The organism is Pseudonocardia sp. P-1, from assembly GCF_058111925.1.
Genome location: NZ_CM176614.1, coordinates 3,710,984 through 3,727,109, shown reverse-complemented (window position 1 = coordinate 3,727,109; position 16,126 = coordinate 3,710,984). Strand labels below are relative to the sequence as shown.

Genomic DNA, 16,126 nt, shown 5'->3' with positions numbered 1-16,126 from the left:
CGCTACGCCGGCGGCGGGCGGAGGCGTCCGGTGCCGGGGTCGGGGTCCCACGCGGTGACCGCCGCGGACGCCGTCGCCGTGATCGCCGCGAGCAGCCGCAGCCCCTCCCCGGCCGACGCGCCGGCCGGGTCACCGAGCACGCCGTTCGGGCTGACCGCGGCGATCCCCCCGGCCCGCAGCTCCCCGATGACCTCGCGCAGCGGCCGGGTGTCGCCCACCTCGGCGCGGTCGGCGCGGACCAGGCCGGGATGCAGGTGGGCGAGCAGCGAGGTCTCGTAGCGCCCGGCGTGGGCGTCCAGCGGCACCCCGGGGACGTCGGCGACGCAGGACAGCCAGCCGGCGTCGCGGCCCTCGTGGCGCAGCAGGGTCACCGCCGAGCGGAGCGCGGCGACGTTGCCGCCGTGCCCGTTGAGCAGCACCAGCCGCGACGCCCACCGGCACGCCGAGCGGCCGTACTCGACGAGGACGGTGCGCAGCGCGTCCTCCCCGATCGACACGGTGCCGGGGAAGCCCTCGTGCTCACCGGCGGCGCCGTAGGGCAGGGCGGGGGCGAGGACGAGCCCCGGGTCGGCGTCGTGCAGCGCCGACGCGACCGCCGACGCCACGGCGGTGTCGGTGCCCAGCGGCAGGTGCGGGCCGTGCTGCTCGGTGGAGCCGACCGGCACGAGCAGCGTGTACGCCGCGGCCGGGTCGAGGTCGGGCCAGGTCAGATCCGCGAGGAGCACGGTCCCAGCCTGCCCGCTCGGGCCCCGGTCCGGCGCGGCGCGGTCGGCGCGAGGTCGACGAGGCGGCCCTCACGGATCGCGGCGTCGAACCGGCGCGGGGTCAGCGCGTCGCCGATCCGGTGCACCGGCCACGGCCCGCCGGCCAGCGCGGCCCACAGGCGGGTGGCGGGGACGGTGGCCGTCGCAGCGACGACGGCGCCGACGTCGCGCCGCTCGGTGCGGCCGGTCGGGTGGTGCAGCAGCTCCACGGTGCAGTCGGGCTCGGCGCCGCTCTGCTCGCTGCTCTGCTCACCCCTGCGCAGCACCCCCAGCACGGCGAGGTCGGTGCTGCAGCGGATCCCGGCGGCGTGCGCGCGGCGGCGGAACCCCTCGCGGTCCAGGGTGAGCCCGAGGTCCTGCCCGACGACCAGCGCCGGGGTGACGACCTCGACGGCGTGCCCGCGGGCGGCGAGCAGCTCGGCGACCGAGGTGGCCTGGTGGAACCCGAGCTCGTCGACGACGAGCACCGGGCCCGCGGGCAGGCGCACCCCGGCCAGCACGTCGTCGACGGGGACGGTCAGCCGCGCCGGGTCCCACGACGGGACGGCGGGCACCGACCCGGTGGCGACGACGACCGCCGCGGGCTCCAGCTCCTCGACGAACCCGCGGTCGACGGTCGTGCCGTACCGGATCTCGACCCCGGCCGCGTGCGCCTCGCGCAGCAGGTCGGCGACGACGTGGCCGAGCTCGGCCCGCCCGGGCGCGGTCGCCGCGAGGGCGAGCCGTCCACCGGGGGTGCCGGCCCGTTCGGCGAGCAGCACCCGGTGCCCGCGCCCGGCGAGCGCGGCGGCCGCGGCGAGCCCGCCCGGCCCGGCCCCGACGACGAGCACTCGCCCCGCGCCGGGATCGGCGGCCCGGGCGGGCGGGACGAGCCGTTCGCGCCCGGCGGCCGGGTCGACCGCGCAACCCAGCGGCAGGTTCAGCCCGACCCGGCCGATGCAGTCCTGGTTGCACCCGACGCACCGGCGTACCGGGCGTCCGGTGAGGGCCTTGTTCGCGAAGCCGGGGTCGGCGATCTGCCCGCGGGCGACGCCGACGAGGTCGCACTCCCCACGGTCCAGCGCCGCGGCGGCCTGGGCGGGCGTGGTGAACCGGCCGACCCCGATCACCGGGAGGTCCGCCCCGGCGGCACGGACGGCGCGGCGCAGGGTCGCGGCGAGGTGCCCGGCGTAGCCCGGCGGGGTGTGCATGGACGGCTCGATCAGGTGCAGCGTCGAGGTGGCGACGCCGATCGAGGTGTTGAGGTGGTCCACCTGCCCGGTCGCGGCGAGACGGCGGGCGAGGTCGGCGCCGTCGGCGGGGGTGATGCCGCCCTCGATGCGCTCGTCGACGCCGATCCGCAGGCCCAGAACCGGGTCCGGGCCGATGGCCGTGCGGACGGCGGCGACGACGTCGAGCACCAGCTTCGCCCGGTCGCTCCCCCAGGCGTCGGTGCGACGGTTGGTGGCCGGGGACAGGAACAGCCGCAGCAGCGAGGCGTGCGAGCACTGCAGCTCGACGCCGTCGAACCCGCCCTCGACGCAGCGCGCGGCGACGTCGGCGAAGGCGTCGACGACCGCGCCGATCCCGGCCGCGTCGAGCTCGGCGGGGACCTCGCGGAACATCGGGTCGGGCACCGGTGAGGGCCCGACGACGGCCGTGCGCGAGTACATCCCCGACCCCTGCGCGCCGTTGTGGTTGAGCTGGGCGAGGACGAGGGCGCCGTGGGCGTGCACCCCGTCGGTGAGGGCGCGGTAGCCGGGCAGCACGGCCGGGTCGTGGCCACGGATCAGCCGCTCGTAGGGCCGGTCGCCGGGGTGGACCGCGTGCTCCTCGGTGATCACCAGTGCGGCGCCGCCCGCGGCGCGGGCCGCGTAGTAGGCGGTGTGCCGGTCGGTCGGCATACCGCCCTCGGCGAAACCGGTGAGGTGGGCGGTGAAGACGATCCGGTTGCGCAACGTGGCGCGGCCGAGGCGCAGGGGGTCGCCGAGCCGGGGCCGCGGATGCGCCCGGTCCGCCACCTCCCGCGTCGCGACCGCGACGGGCCCCGGATGCGGCGCCACACCTCTGCGGGTCCCGGGGGACACGCGCGACGGGAGCGCGGCATCCGGGGACACGGGCTCCGGCAGGGCGGCGGCCGGCAGCGCGGCGGTCGCGTCGTCGGCCGCGGCACCGGCCGTGCTGTCGGCGTCGGCCAGCGCGACGCCGGCCCGCCGCCCCTCCCGCACCGCTTCGGCGAGCGTCCGCGGCGCCACCCGGTCACCCGCGACCGCGCAGCCGGGGAGCGCAGGCAGCGCGTCCTGCGGCAGCCGCGGTCCACAGTCGACGACGGCCGCGCACGGCACCGTCGTCACCGCAGCGGTGTGGACGTCCACCAGCTCCGCGACACCGCCGCGCACCGCTCCCGGCCGGGTGAACAACGCCCGCCGGACACCGGCCCGTTCCAGCCGCGCGTTCGCCGCGGCCATGTCTCCGCAGCGGCCGAGCTGGTGTCCGGCGACGGCGTCCGGAGTGGACAGCACCACCCGGTACCCGGCGCCGGCGAGCAGCTCCGCGACCCCCGGCCCGGTCCAGTCCCCGAGGGGGTCGGCGACGAGCACCGGCGCGTTCCGCGGAACGCGCGCGGCGGCGAGCACCGCGACGACTGCGTTACGGTGCCCGCCATGGAGGTTGTCGTCGTCCTGTTCTGGCTGGTCATGGCGTTCGCGTTCTTCTACGTCCTCCACCACGTGGTGCGTCGCGCGGTCCGCGCCGGGATCGCCGACGCCCTCAGCCGCACCGACACCGCGCCCGGCAGCGGCCGGGACGACGACACGGGCTGACCGCGCCACCCCCGCGCAGAGTTCCGCCGCGGTGAGCACCGGGACGTCCGCGTCGACCACCGGCGGCGACGGCCGGGACCCGGTCGCGAGCACCACCGTCTCCCTCCGTGCCCGGGCGGCGCCGAGCGCGGCGGTGTCCACCTCGGATCCCAGCACGACCCGGACGCCGAGCCGGTCGAGCTCCGCGGCCCACCAGGGCACCGGCAGCGCGAGCCGGTCCCGCCCGGGCAGTACCGCGGCCGCGGGGAGCAGGCCGCCGAGCCGGTCGGTGCGCTCGTGCAGCGTCACCGGGTGCCCGCGCAGCGCCAGTGTCCGGGCCGCCTCGAGCCCCGCGGGCCCGCCGCCGACGACGAGCACCGGCCGTCGCGCTCCCACCCCGCGTTCCGCATCGCGGTGTCCGGGGCCCGCCGCGGCGTCCGGACCGCGTTCCGCGGAACGCGACGGGTCCGGGTCCGGGTCGGTCCGTTCGTGTCCCGACCGCGGTTCCAGCTCGTCCCCGACCACGGGGTTGCGCGGGTCCCGGGCCGCGGCGAGGGCGTTCGTCAGCAGGCACGGCCGGATGCGCTCCGGCGTCCCGGCCCGGGTCAGCGCGACGAGCCGCGGGTCCGCGACCTGCGCTCTCGTCATCTCGACGATATCCGCGTCGCCGCTGCTCAGGGCGTCCTCGGCGAGGGCCGGGGTGACGACGCTGCCGGCCAGGACGACCGTCGTCGCACCGCCGAGGGCACGCCGCAGCCCGCCGCACCGGGCCCGCAGGAACGCCTCGGGCGTGTGCAGGTCCGGCCGGGTCGCGGCGATCGACAGCGCGCTCCCGACGACGGGGACGAGCAGGTCCACCCGGTCGGCGACGGCCCGGGCGAGGGCGAGGCCGTCGTCGGGGGTGATGCCGGCCCAGGGGGCGAGCTCGTCGACGCACAGGCGCAGCGCCAGCAGGGGGTCCGGCCCGATCGCCGCCCGCACGGCGTCGAGGACCTCGCGCAGCAGCAGGGTGCGGTCGCGGCCGTACGCGTCGTCGCGGTGGTTGGTCAGGCCGGAGCAGAACTGGCGCAGCACCGAGTGCTGCCCGGCGGAGATCTCCACACCGTCCACACCGCTGTCCACAGCCGCGCGGGCGGCGTCAGCGAAGCCGCGGACCACGGCGCCGATCTCCGCGGCCCCCATCGCGACCGGGACCTCGCGGGACACGACGTCCGGGACCGGCGACGGCGCCCACAGCGGGTGCCCGGAGTGCGCGGAGCTGCCCTGCCCACCGGCGTGCGCGAGCCCGGCCAGCACGAGCGTCCCGTGCGGCCGGCACGCCGCGACGACCGCCGCCCACCCGGCCGCGGCGGGCACCCGCGCGCCGTCCCGGTCGCCGAGATGCAGCTCAGCGGGCGCGAAAGATCCACAACTCCCGCTGAGCTGCATCTCGACGCGCCCCGACGCCGCGGCCGAGCCGGGCGACGCGGCAGGACCGGGCGACGCGGTGGGGAACGCGGCGGGGGCGTAGGCGTAGGGGTGGTCCGAGGCGTGCACCGACGCCGGCTCGACCACGACGATCCCCGCGCCCCCGGCGGCCCGCGCCGCGTAGTAGGCGACGTGGTCGGCCGTGATCCCGCGTGCGGCGTCGCCGAGGTTGGTCTCGTGCGGCCCGAACAGCACACGCGACGGGGCCCGCCGACCACGCAGGTCGACGGGCCCCGTCAGCAACAGGTCCGTGGTCAGCTCCCGGCGACCGGCTGTGCCACGGGCACGGCGTCCGGCGCGAACCCGGCGAGCGGGTTCTCGTCGCAGGCCCGGTCCGGCCGGCGCGGCGGCGGGGTGAGCGAGAGCATCGTCGGCTGCTTCGGCGCACGGGTGTTGCGCGGCGCGGAGCGCGAGTGGTCGACGTCGGACTTCGGGATGACCGTCCCGCCGTCGCGCGCGGCCAGCATCGCCTCGCCGTAGCCCTGCACGCACTCCGGGTCCGGGCCGTCGAGCGGCAGGCCGGTGAAGAACTTCGCGGCCATGCACCCGCCCTGGCAGGTGTCGTAGTGCGGGCACGACGCGCACGCCCCGCCGGTCTGCGGCTGGCGCAGCTCGGTGAACAGCTCGGAGTGCTCCCACACCTCCTTGAAGCCGCCCTCGTCGCGGACGTTGCCGGCCAGGAAGTTCTCGTGGATGGCGAACGGGCAGGCGTAGACGTCGCCCACCGGGTCGATCAGGCAGACCACGCGGCCCGCGCCGCACAGGTTCAGCCCGGGCAGGGCCTCGCCGTAGGCGGACAGGTGGAAGAACGAGTCACCGGTCAGGACCTGGTCGCCGTGCGCGACCAGCCAGTCGTAGAGCTGCTTCTGCTGGGCCTGGGTCGGGTGCAGCTCGTCCCAGACGTCGGCACCGCGGCCGGACGGGCGCAGCCGGGTGATGCGCAGCTGGGCGCCGTACTTGTCGGCGATGGCCTTGAACTCGTCGAGCTGGTCGACGTTCTCCCGGGTCATCACGACCGAGATCTTGGGATGCTTGAACCCGGCCTCGGCGAGGTTCTCCAGCGCGGTGATCGCGGTGTCGAACGAGCCCGGGCCACGGACGTAGTCGTTGACCTCGGCCGTCGCGCCGTCCATCGAGATCTGGATGTCGACGTAGTCGGTCGCGGCGAGCTGCGCGGCCCGCTGCTTGTCGAGCTTGACGCCGTTGGTGGAGAACTTGACGCCGACGTCGTGGGCGATGGCGTAGTCCAGCAGCTCCCAGAAGTCCGGGCGCACGGTCGGCTCGCCACCGCCGATGTTGATGTAGAAGACCTGCATGCGCTGCAGCTCGTCGATGACGGCCTTGGCCTCGGCGGTGCTCAGCTCGCGCGGGTCACGCCGCCCGGAGCTGGACAGGCAGTGCACGCACGCGAGGTTGCACGCGTAGGTGAGCTCCCAGGTCAGGCAGATGGGCGAGTTCAGGCCGTACTGGAAGTGGTCGACCAGCTTCACGGGCACCTCACTGTGGTGGTCGGCGGGCGGGCGGGACTAGCGGGCGACGATCGTGCGGGACTTCAGCAGTCCGGCGAGGGCACGCAGGTAGGCGTCGTGCTGGGGCTCCTCGACGCCGGCGGCACGGACCGCCGAGTGGGCGTCCGGCTGGTTCTCCAGGTCGCGCACGACCGAGACCAGCTGGGGCGTCTTGAGGAAGGAGAGCTTGCGGGTCACGAAGTCGTACACCAGGGCGCCGAAGGGCTCCGGACGCAGCGAGACGCTCTCGCTGAGCCGGTACGGCGCCGCGGGGTCGAAGGCCCCCGCGGCGCCGTCCGGAACCGTGGTGTCGAGGGGCTTAGTAGACACCGCACATGCCGTCGATGGAGACCTCCTCGACGAGGGTCTCCTCGGTCAGGGCGTCCTCGTTCTGGTGCTCGCTCATGCGCAACCTCCGCTGGATCCGACTCTCGGCGAGAGAGGTGGTGAACCGCCCCGCCGGCCGGCGGTGGCAGCGGATCGGACGCTATTGGCACCCGGTGCCGGAAATCAATACTCGACGTCCACGCCCGTCCGATCGGACGGGCGTGCAGGCTGTCTCCCATGACGGTCGGGACGGTCCTGCTGCACCTGTGCACCCCTGGTGAGTGGCGGAGGTGGCTCGGCACCGGAGCCGTGGCACCCCCCTCCCTCGACGAGGTCGGGTTCGTGCACCTGTCGACGCCCGACCAGGTGGCCCTGCCTGCGCAACGCCTGTTCGCGGGCCGGACCGACCTGGTCCTGCTCGTCCTCGACCCGGCCCGGATCGACGTCGCCGGGGTCGACGTCCGGTGGGAGCCGGGGGTGCCGACCGACCCGGCGTCGATGCGGTTCCCGCACGCCTACGGGGCGGTGCCGGCGTCGGCAGTGCTGATGGTGCTGCCCTACCGCCCCGGCCCGGACGGCTTCGCCGCACCGGAGGTCCCCGAGCCCGGCGCGGCGGCGCGGGCGATGGGGTTCGAGCCGTCGATGCTGCGGCGCGGCGCGACCGCCGAGGAGCCGGTGACCGGCGGCGTCGCCGTCCGGACCGACGCCTGGCCGGTGTCGCGGATGCACAACCAGCTGCTGCTCGGCCGACCGGACCGCACCGACCCGGCCACCGTGCTCGCCGAGGCCGACCGGGCGCTCACCGCGCACGGCCTGCACCCGGGGGCGCTGCTGTGGGGCCCGGGCGCGGACGAGCTCGCCGACGGCCTCCGCGCCGCCGGGTGGTCGGTCTCGGCGAACGAGGCCATGACCGCCCCCACCACGACCGGCGCGGCCACGGGTGCCGGCGCGTCGACGGTCACCGAGCTGGACCACGACGAGCTCCGCGGGTTCCGGCGCGCCTCCTGGGCCCGGGACCTCCCCGGCGCCGGACCCGGCGACCTCGACCAGCTGGTCGACCGCGACACCGGCGACGACCGGGTGCTGGCCCTGCACCGCCTCGCCGTCGTCGCCGACGACCGGGTGGTGGCGGCCGCGACGCTGCGCCGCGACGGGGCCACGGCCTGGCTCGACGCCCTGGAGACCGACCCGGCCCACCGCGGCCGCGGGCACGGCCGGGCACTGCTGGCCCGCTCCCGCGAGCTCGCCGCCGAGCACGGCTGCGACCTGCTCGCGCTGGGCGCGGACGCCGCCGACTGGCCGCGGGACTGGTACCGGCGCAGCGGGTTCACCCCGGTCGGCACCCACCTCGAGGCCTCCGCCCCACGCCGGTGACCCCTCCGGACGGAGGGTGGACCTGCCCCGGCGAACGACCGGGTGGTCAGGTACCCATCTGTAGCTGTTGCCAGTAGTTCGCAACAACCAAGGTTGTGCTCGTCCGCCAGCCGACGAAGCCGTCGAGGAGAGTCATGGCCATCGAGCTCAACCAGATCTGGGACTTCCCGATCAAGGAGTTCCACCCGTTCCCGCGAGCCCTGCTGGGCGTCGGCGCCCACGACATCCTCGGCGTCGAGGCGAAGAACATGGGGATGACCCGCGCCCTGTTCGTCACCTCGGGCCTGCGCGGCTCCGGGATCGTGGAGGAGCTCAAGGGCAAGGTCGAGTACCAGGGCGTCGACGTGGTCGTCTACGACCAGGTCGAGTCCAACCCCAAGGACTACAACTGCATGGACGCCGCCGCGCTCTACACGAGCGAGCGCTGCGACGGCATCATCTCGATCGGCGGCGGCTCCTCGCACGACGCCGCCAAGGGCGCCCGCGTCGTCATCGCCCACGACGGCCGCAACATCAACGAGTTCGAGGGCTTCTCGAAGTCCACGAACATGGAGAACCCGAAGCACATCGCGGTCTCCACCACCGCCGGTACCGGGTCCGAGACCTCGTGGGCGTACGTCATCACCAACACCAGCGACATGGACAACCCGAAGAAGTGGGTCGGGTTCGACGACGCCGTGGTCGCCACCCTGGCGCTGGACGACCCGCTGCTCTACTACAGCTGCCCGCAGCACTTCACCGCCTTCTGCGGGTTCGACGTCCTCGCCCACGGGTCCGAGCCGTACGTCTCGCGGCTGGACTTCGAGCCCTCGCTGGGGAACGCGATCTACTCGATCGAGCTCGTCGGGCGCTACCTGCGCGAGGCGGTGTACGAGCCGCGCAACCTCGAGGCGCGGTCGAAGATGATGCACGCGCAGTACATCACGGCCCAGGCGTTCAACTCCGGCGGCCTGGGCCTGGTGCACTCCGCATCGCACGCGGTCTCGGCGTTCTTCGACACCCACCACGGCCTGAACAACGCCATCGCCCTGCCGCGCGTGTGGGAGTACAACCTGCCGTCGCGCTACGAGCGCTACGCGAAGATCGCCACCGCGCTCGGTGTGGACACCCGCAACATGACGACCGTGCAGGCCGCGGACGCCGCGGTCGAGGAGGCCATCCGGCTGTCCAAGGACGTCGGGATCCCCGACAACTTCGGCGCGCTGCGGTCCGACAGCTACGACAAGAACCGGATGAACACCGGCAAGTACTCCGGTGTCGGCGACACGATCCCCACCGACGGCGACACCGTCCACCGGATCGCGGAGCACATGATGGGCGACTACTGCACCCCGGGCAACCCCCGCGAGTGCACGGTCGAGGCGCTGGTCCCGATGGTGGACCACGCGTTCGGCAAGTCCTACTAGGACGTACCGCCCCACCCGCCGTCGCGCCCGGATCAGCCCCCGGGCGCGGCGGCGGCCGTCCGTCCGCCGCACGGCTGCGTGCGGCTCAGCAGTCGAGGAGAACGGTGTCCGACAGCACGGAGTTCGGCAAGGCACCATCCGGCGGCGCGGCGTCCGGCCCGCCGGCCTTCGAGAGCGCGGAGGCGCTCACCGAGGCGCTGTCCGGTCAGGACTACGTCATCGACCCCGGGTTCGCCGTGGTGGTGCACCTCGCCACGGCACTCGAACGCCCGCTGCTGCTGGAGGGCCCCGCCGGCGTCGGCAAGACCGAGCTGGCGAAGTCCCTGGCCGCGGCGAGCGGGCGCCGGCTGATCCGGCTCCAGTGCTACGAGGGCCTCGACGACGGCCGCGCCCTGTACGAGTGGGACTACGGCAAGCAGCTGATGCACGTCCAGATGCTCCGCGACCGGATCGGGGAGCTGCTGTCGGGGACCACGACGATGGCCGAGGCCACCGCCCGGCTCCAGGAGCAGGACACCGGGCTCTACACCGAGTACTTCCTCTCCGCCCGCCCGCTGCTCGAGGCGGTCCTGTCCGACGACCCGGTGGTACTGCTCGTCGACGAGGTCGACCGCACCGAGGAGTCGATGGAGGCCCTGCTGCTCGAGGTGCTGGCCGAGCGGCAGGTCACCGTGCCCGAGATCGGCACCTTCACCGCGCGCTCCACCCCGTGGGTGGTGCTGACCTCCAACGACACCCGGGAGCTCTCCCCCGCCCTCAAGCGCCGATGCCTGCACTACCAGGTCGACTTCCCGACCCCCGAGCGCGAGACCGAGATCGTGTCCCGGCGGGCACCCGAGGTGGCCGCCGACGTCGTCGCCGACGTCGTGGAGCTGGCCCGCAGGCTGCGGGGGTTCCCGCTGCGCAAGTCCCCGTCGATCTCGGAGGTCATCGACGCCGCCCGCGCCGCGGCCGTGCTCGGGCTCGCCACGACCGGCGAGGTCGAGAAGGTGCGCTCGGCGCTGCTGTCCGCGCTGCTCAAGTACGGCTCGGACCGCGAGCTCGCCGTGCGCCGTCTCGACGAGGGCGAGCCGGAGGCCGAGGTGGACGTCGCGACCGACGAGGGCTGGGTCCGCCGGTCCTCCCGGCCCGCCGACACCACCTCCGGCGCCTTCGGGAAGGGCCGGGCGAGCTCCGGTGCGACGCGCGCCGAGGCCGACCGGGCCCGGCGGATGCGGCGATGACCGCGTCCGCGGCCGGAGACCCCGGCACGCGGCTGCTGTCGGTGCTGGCCGCCGCGTTCACCCGGGTGCTGCGGTCGCAGCGGGTGGCGGTGTCCCCCGCGGAGGCGATCGAGGTCCGCCGGGTGCTGGCGTTGCTCGGCGCGGCGGACACCGGGCGGCTGCGCGCAGGGCTGCGCGCCGTGACGGTGAAGTACGCCCACGAGCGGCCCGGGTTCGAGCGTGCCTTCGACGCGTTCTTCGGCCTCGTCGCCGGGGACGGTCCCGGCGCGGCCGGCGGCTCGGGGCCCGCCCTGCGCGAGCCCGGCGGCGACGGCCTGCCCGGGGACCTGGACCTCACCGAGGACGACGACCCGCTGGGCCGCTACGCCGGCTACGACCCCAGCGCCGCCGAGGTGGGCGACCTGCTCGACGCGCCGGAGCAGGAGAAGGGGTTCAACCCCCACCGCGACGACGACGACGCCTCGCTGGGCGGCTCGGACAAGGACCTGTCGGTCTCCTCCGGCGAGGACCGGGGCCGGCGCGGCACGACCTACACCGTCGACCTCGAACGCGCCGGGGCCGCGGTCGGCCGCGAGCTCACCTCGGGGGCCGCCACGCAGGCGTCGGGCGAGATCGCCTTCGACGACCCGGAGGCGATCCTGGCCTGGCTCGCGGAGTACGACCTGCACGCCGTCTACGCCGACGGTCCCGACGGCGAGAACCTCTCGCAGATCCAGCTCGACCGGCTGGTCGACGCGATCACCGACTTCGTCGCCCAGCTGGCCGAGCGGGTCGCGACCACCGGGGCCGAGCGCCCGGAGACCGGGGCCGGCGGGAACACGCTGGACTCCGCGGACATGGCGCAGGCCTGCCACGAGCTGCTGCACCGGATGCGCGGCGCGCCGCGCCGGGTGCCCCGCGAGCACGCGCACGGTCCGCTCGACGTGCGGCACACGGTCCGGCGCAGCATGCGCAGCGACGGCGTCCCGTTCCACCTGCACCACCGCGCGAAGGTCCCCGACCGGGTGCGGCTGCTGGTCGTCGCGGACGTGTCGCTGTCGGTGCGGTCGATCACCGCGTTCGTGCTCCGGCTCGCCCGCACCCTGCACCGGCAGGCGTTCCGCTGCCGGGTGCTCGCCTACGTCGACACCCCGGTCGAGGTCACCGACCTGCTGATGGCCGCGCACGACGACCACGCACTGGCCGCCGTGCTCGCGGCGCCCGGCATCGACCTGGACGCCACCAGCGACTACGGGCGGGTGCTCCGGACCCTGAACGAGGACTTCGCCGACGCCGTCGACTCCCGGACCGCCGTCCTGTTCGTAGGGGACGGCCGGTCCAACGGCCTTCCGCCCGGGACCGACGAGCTGCGCCGCCTCGCCCGCCGCGCGTACCGGGTCGGGTGGATCACCCCGGAGCAGCGCCGCTACTGGGACCAGGCGTCCTGCGCCATGGGCGAGTACGAGGAGGTCCTCGACCACGTGCTGGTCGCCCGCGACGCCGACGAGCTGCTCGCCGGAGCGGGCGAGCTGGGGCACGCCCTGTCCTGAGCGGTGCTCAGCCCTCGCGCAGCGACCGGCGCGGGATGTCCGGGGCGGCCGCGCCCGCGGCGTCGCGGGGCATCCGCCGTGCGAACGTGACGACGGCGTCGGTCAGCGCGTCGAGCCGGTCGCGGACGCCGTCGTCGACGAGCGCGCCGCCGTCGAAGTGGGTGTTGTTCGCGTACACCGCGCCGGGGACCGCCCAGGCCCGGAAGAACCCGACGAGCGGCTTGAGCTCGTGCTCGACCGCGAGGAAGTGGTGGTCGGTGCCCCCGGTCGCGACGAGCCCGACGGGCTTGCCCGCCAGTGCGTCGTTGGGGAGCACGTCGAACAGGTTCTTCAGCCGGCCGGTGTAGCTGCCGCGGTACATCGGGGTGCCGACGACGAGCGCGTCCGCCGCGACGACCCGGTCGATCACCGCGCGGGTGTCGCCGGTGTAGTCGGCGGGGTCGCGGCCGTCGGAGAGGACGACGTCGTGGTCGCGCAGCGCGAGCAGCTCCGCCGACACACCGTCGTGCGCGGCCGCCCTGGCCACCGCCCGTTCCAGCAGCAGCGCGGTCTTCGACGGGTCGGACGGGCTGCCGGAGATCGCGAGGAGGTCCATCCCGGCGACCCTAACCGTCACCCGACCCGGCACCCTGGTGCCGTGCAGCTGAGCCGTCGTTCGTTCCTGCGGGCCGCCGGTGCGTCCGCGGCGCTCGCGGGGATCCCGGCTCTCGCGGCGTGCGGCGCGCCGGCCGACGCGACGTCGCCGCGGCTGGTCACCTCGTTCGCCGGGACCGGCCCGCTCGGGGCACCCGACCCGCACCGGGTGTGGCGGCCGGTGGACCGGGCGCGGGCCGCCGCCGTCGCCGACACGCTGCTGGTGTGGGACCAGGACATGACCCCGCGTCCGCACCTGGCGGCCTCCGCGGCACCCGACCGGACGGGGACGCGGTGGCGGATCCGGCTGCGCGACGCCGTCGCCCACGACGGGCGGCCGCTGGCCCCGGCCGACGTGCTCGCGTCGCTGCGCCGGGTGCTCGACCCCGCGACCGGGGCGACGGCGGCGCCGCTGCTCGCGCACCTGGACCTGACCGCCAGCCGCGCGGTGTCGGCGACCGAGGTGGAGCTCGTGCTGGGCCGGCCCGACTTCCTGTTCGCCCTGGCCCTGGCCGCACCGGGAACCGGCATCGTGCGCGGCGGGCGGGGGGACGTGCCCGTCGGGACCGGCGCGTTCCGCTTCCTGCCCGGCTCGCCGGACGCCCTCTACCGGCACGACGGCCACTGGGCAGGCCGCCCGCCCGCGCCCGCGGTGGAGTTCCTGGTCGACGACGACGAGGAGAACCGCTACCAGTCCCTGGTGGACGGCTACGTGCACTGGGCACACGACCTGTTCCCGCACAGCGCACGACGGCTGCTCGGGCGGACCGGGACGACCGTGCTGTCCGCACCGGGCTCGGTGACCCGCTTCCTCGACACCGGGCCCGGTCCGCTCGCCGACCCGCGGCTGCGCGAGGCGGTGCGGCTCGGGATCGACCGGGTGGAGCTGGTGCGCCAGATCCTGCTGGACCTCGCGCAACCCGGCGACGACCTGTTCGGGGTCGGGCTGGCCCACCACCCGGACGGGCTCGCGCCGGTGGTGCGCGACGTCGCGCGGGCCCGGGAGCTGGTCGTCGCGGCGGGGGCGGACGGGGCGCGGGTGCCACTGTTCTTCGACCCGTTCGACCCGATGTCGCGGCCGACCGCCGACCTCGTCGTGGAGCAGCTGGCGGCGGTCGGGCTGCGGTGCGAGCCGCGTGAGCCGGAGCCGCCGGACGTCGAGCCGACCCGGGCATCCGGTTCCGCCGTGCCGCGGCGCAGCCGATCCCGCTCTACCTGCAGGCCGTGGCCGCGGCACCCCGGGTGCCGGGGGACGACACCGCGGGCGACACCGGCGACGACACCGCGACCGACGGCGCGGCCGGTCCCGGGACCGGCGGGGCCACCGGGAGCGGGGACGCCGCGGGGGCCGCCCCGACGTGCGGGCGCTGCTCGCCGTCGCCGCCCGGGCCCCGGACGAGGCCCGCCGTTCCGACGCCCTGCGCCGCGCCCAGCTCCTGCTGCGCACCGACGCCACCGCCTGGTCGGTCGGGGACGAGCACGTCGGCGTCACCGCGGACCTGTCCGGCGTCGGACCGGCCCGCCCGGACACCGGTACCTGGGCCCGGTTCCACCGCGCCCGCCTCGGCTGACCGCGCTGCATCCGATCGGCAGGTGCGCATCAGTGGCACTTGCGTTCGCAGGGACGTATGTGATCCCGTTCAGGTGATCAACCGACGGGGGGACGTCGTGCTGCGCTCCTTCGGCGAGCTGACCGCGCCGAGCCGGATGCTCGTGGTGAACCAGTTCGGCATCAACCTGGGCTTTTACCTCGTGCTGCCGTTCCTGGCCACCCACATGGGGAGCCTGGGCTACGCGGCGGCGACGATCGGACTCGTCCTCGCCCTGCGCAACCTGTCGCAGCAGGGGATGTTCCTGGTCGGCGGCTCGGCGGCGGACCGGATCGGCTGCCGTCCGGTGATCATCGTCGGGTGCGCGCTGCGGATCGTGGCGTTCGGGCTGTTCGTCGTCGCCGACTCCCTGCCCGGCCTGATCGCCGCCGCGGTGCTGACCGGGCTGGCCGGGGCGCTGTTCAACCCCGCGGTGCGCGCCTACCTGATGGCCGAGGCCGGCGATCGCCGCGCCGAGGTCTTCTCCGTGTTCAACGTGTTCGGTCATGCGGGGGCCCTGCTCGGGCCGCTGCTCGGCGCCGCGCTGCTCGCAGTGGACTTCCGCCTCGTCGCAGCCGTGGCGTGCGCCGTGTTCACGGTCCTGACCGTCGCGCAGCTGTTCGTCCTGCCCGCCCGTCCGGCGCCGCCGCAGGACCGTGGGCTGCTCGGCAGCTGGGGCGAGGTCGTCGGCAACGGCCGGTTCCTGCTGTTCGCACTCGGCGGGGCCGGCTACTTCGCCCTGTTCAACCAGCTGTACCTGGTGCTGCCGGTCGAGGCGCAGCGCGTGTCCGGCGTCGCCGGTGCGGTCAGCGCGTTGTTCGTCGTGTCGACCCTCGTCGGCATCCTCGGCCAGGTCCGCATCACCGCGTGGTGCCGCGCCCGCTGGACCGACGGGCGCACGATGTCCGCCGGGCTCGTGCTGATGGGCGCCGGGTTCGTCCCGCTGGGTGTCGCGGCGCCGTTCGTGCCGACCGCGCCCGCCGGGGAGTGGACCGCGGCCGGGCTGCTCGCGGTCACGCCGGTCCTCGCGGGCACGGTCGTGTTCACCGTCGGCATGGCGATGACCAACCCGTTCTCGCTCGCGCTGCTGCCCCGGGTCGGCAGCGAGCAGCTCGCCGGCACCTACTACGGCTGGTACTACCTCGTCTCCGCCGCCGTCGTGGCGGTGAGCAACACCGCCGTCGGGAACCTGCTCGACCGCCATCCCGACGGCGCCGGCCGCTGGATCCCGTTCGCCGTCCTGCTCGCGATCGGGCTCGTCGGCGCCGCCGTCATCGCCTGGATGCAGCGCACCGGCAGGCTCGAACCGCGCGCCGTCACGACCAGCACCGCCACCACCGCCTGAGGAGCACCCGTGGAGCTGACCCGACGCACATTCCTGGGCGGCGCCGCCGCGCTCGCCGCGGTCCCCGCCCTCGCCGCCTGCGGCGGCGGCACCGGCGGGGGTTCCGAGCGGCTGCGCGCCGCCTTCCCCGGCGGCGGCTCCCGCGAGTCGCTCGACCCGCACGTCGTCCCGCAGTTCGTCG

Annotated in this window: 12 protein-coding genes; 6 read left to right on the top strand and 6 right to left on the bottom strand. The window is 75.4% G+C overall.

From position 1 onward, the window contains the following. Positions 1–2: 2 nt before the first annotated feature. The 5 genes from mftE to mftA are packed head-to-tail and all read right to left on the bottom strand — an operon-like array spanning position 3 to position 6,925. Entirely contained in the window at positions 3–725 is a 723-nt protein-coding gene (mftE, locus tag AC0GKK_RS18335; protein ID WP_489882197.1) for a mycofactocin biosynthesis peptidyl-dipeptidase MftE, read from the bottom strand. Further along, positions 707–5,254, bottom strand: a complete 4,548-nt coding sequence (locus tag AC0GKK_RS18330; protein ID WP_489882196.1) for an oxidoreductase — start codon at positions 5,252–5,254, stop codon at positions 707–709. Before AC0GKK_RS18330 ends, mftE begins: the two co-directional genes overlap by 19 nt. Positions 5,255–5,265: 11 nt before the next feature. After that, positions 5,266–6,501 carry a mycofactocin radical SAM maturase gene (mftC, locus tag AC0GKK_RS18325; protein ID WP_100878817.1) on the bottom strand — a complete coding sequence of 412 codons (1,236 nt, stop codon included), beginning with the start codon at positions 6,499–6,501 and terminating at the stop codon, positions 5,266–5,268. 36 nt (positions 6,502–6,537) lie between these two features. Continuing rightward, a complete protein-coding gene (gene mftB / locus AC0GKK_RS18320) occupies positions 6,538–6,849 on the bottom strand; it encodes a mycofactocin biosynthesis chaperone MftB (protein ID WP_405414622.1) in 312 nt (103 codons plus the stop codon). Next, positions 6,839–6,925, bottom strand: a complete 87-nt coding sequence (gene mftA, locus AC0GKK_RS18315) for a mycofactocin precursor MftA (protein ID WP_060710386.1) — start codon at positions 6,923–6,925, stop codon at positions 6,839–6,841. The genes mftB and mftA overlap by 11 nt, the downstream gene beginning before the upstream one ends. Before the next feature lie 158 nt (positions 6,926–7,083). Here mftA and AC0GKK_RS18310 point away from each other — a divergent pair, with 158 nt between their 5' ends. The 4 genes from AC0GKK_RS18310 (at position 7,084) to madC (ending at position 12,378) form a co-directional block, all read left to right on the top strand. Further along, positions 7,084–8,220 (top strand): GNAT family N-acetyltransferase, encoded by a 1,137-nt coding sequence (locus AC0GKK_RS18310; protein WP_251786784.1) that lies wholly within the window; start codon positions 7,084–7,086, stop codon positions 8,218–8,220. Positions 8,221–8,354: 134 nt separating this feature from the next. Further along, positions 8,355–9,626, top strand: a complete 1,272-nt coding sequence (gene mdo, locus AC0GKK_RS18305; RefSeq protein WP_489882195.1) for an NDMA-dependent methanol dehydrogenase — start codon at positions 8,355–8,357, stop codon at positions 9,624–9,626. A 104-nt stretch (positions 9,627–9,730) separates the two neighbouring features. Then, entirely contained in the window at positions 9,731–10,849 is a 1,119-nt protein-coding gene (locus tag AC0GKK_RS18300; protein WP_251786786.1) for a MadB family AAA-type ATPase, read from the top strand. Further along, on the top strand, positions 10,846–12,378 hold the full coding sequence (madC, locus tag AC0GKK_RS18295; protein ID WP_489882194.1) for a MadC family VWA domain-containing protein: 1,533 nt from the start codon (positions 10,846–10,848) through the stop codon (positions 12,376–12,378). The genes AC0GKK_RS18300 and madC overlap by 4 nt, the downstream gene beginning before the upstream one ends. 7 nt (positions 12,379–12,385) lie before the next feature. Here the strand turns inward: madC and AC0GKK_RS18290 are convergent, their stop codons facing one another. Then, complete coding sequence (locus tag AC0GKK_RS18290) at positions 12,386–12,973, bottom strand: NADPH-dependent FMN reductase (protein WP_489882193.1); 588 nt, start codon at positions 12,971–12,973, stop codon at positions 12,386–12,388. A 42-nt stretch (positions 12,974–13,015) separates the two neighbouring features. On the opposite strand from AC0GKK_RS18290, the gene AC0GKK_RS18285 reads away from it, so the two are divergent. After that, positions 13,016–14,659 (top strand): ABC transporter substrate-binding protein, encoded by a 1,644-nt coding sequence (locus AC0GKK_RS18285; protein ID WP_489882192.1) that lies wholly within the window; start codon positions 13,016–13,018, stop codon positions 14,657–14,659. Then, positions 14,656–15,945, top strand: a complete 1,290-nt coding sequence (locus AC0GKK_RS18280) for an MFS transporter (RefSeq protein ID WP_489882191.1) — start codon at positions 14,656–14,658, stop codon at positions 15,943–15,945. Before AC0GKK_RS18285 ends, AC0GKK_RS18280 begins: the two co-directional genes overlap by 4 nt. Positions 15,946–16,126 lie beyond the last annotated feature (181 nt).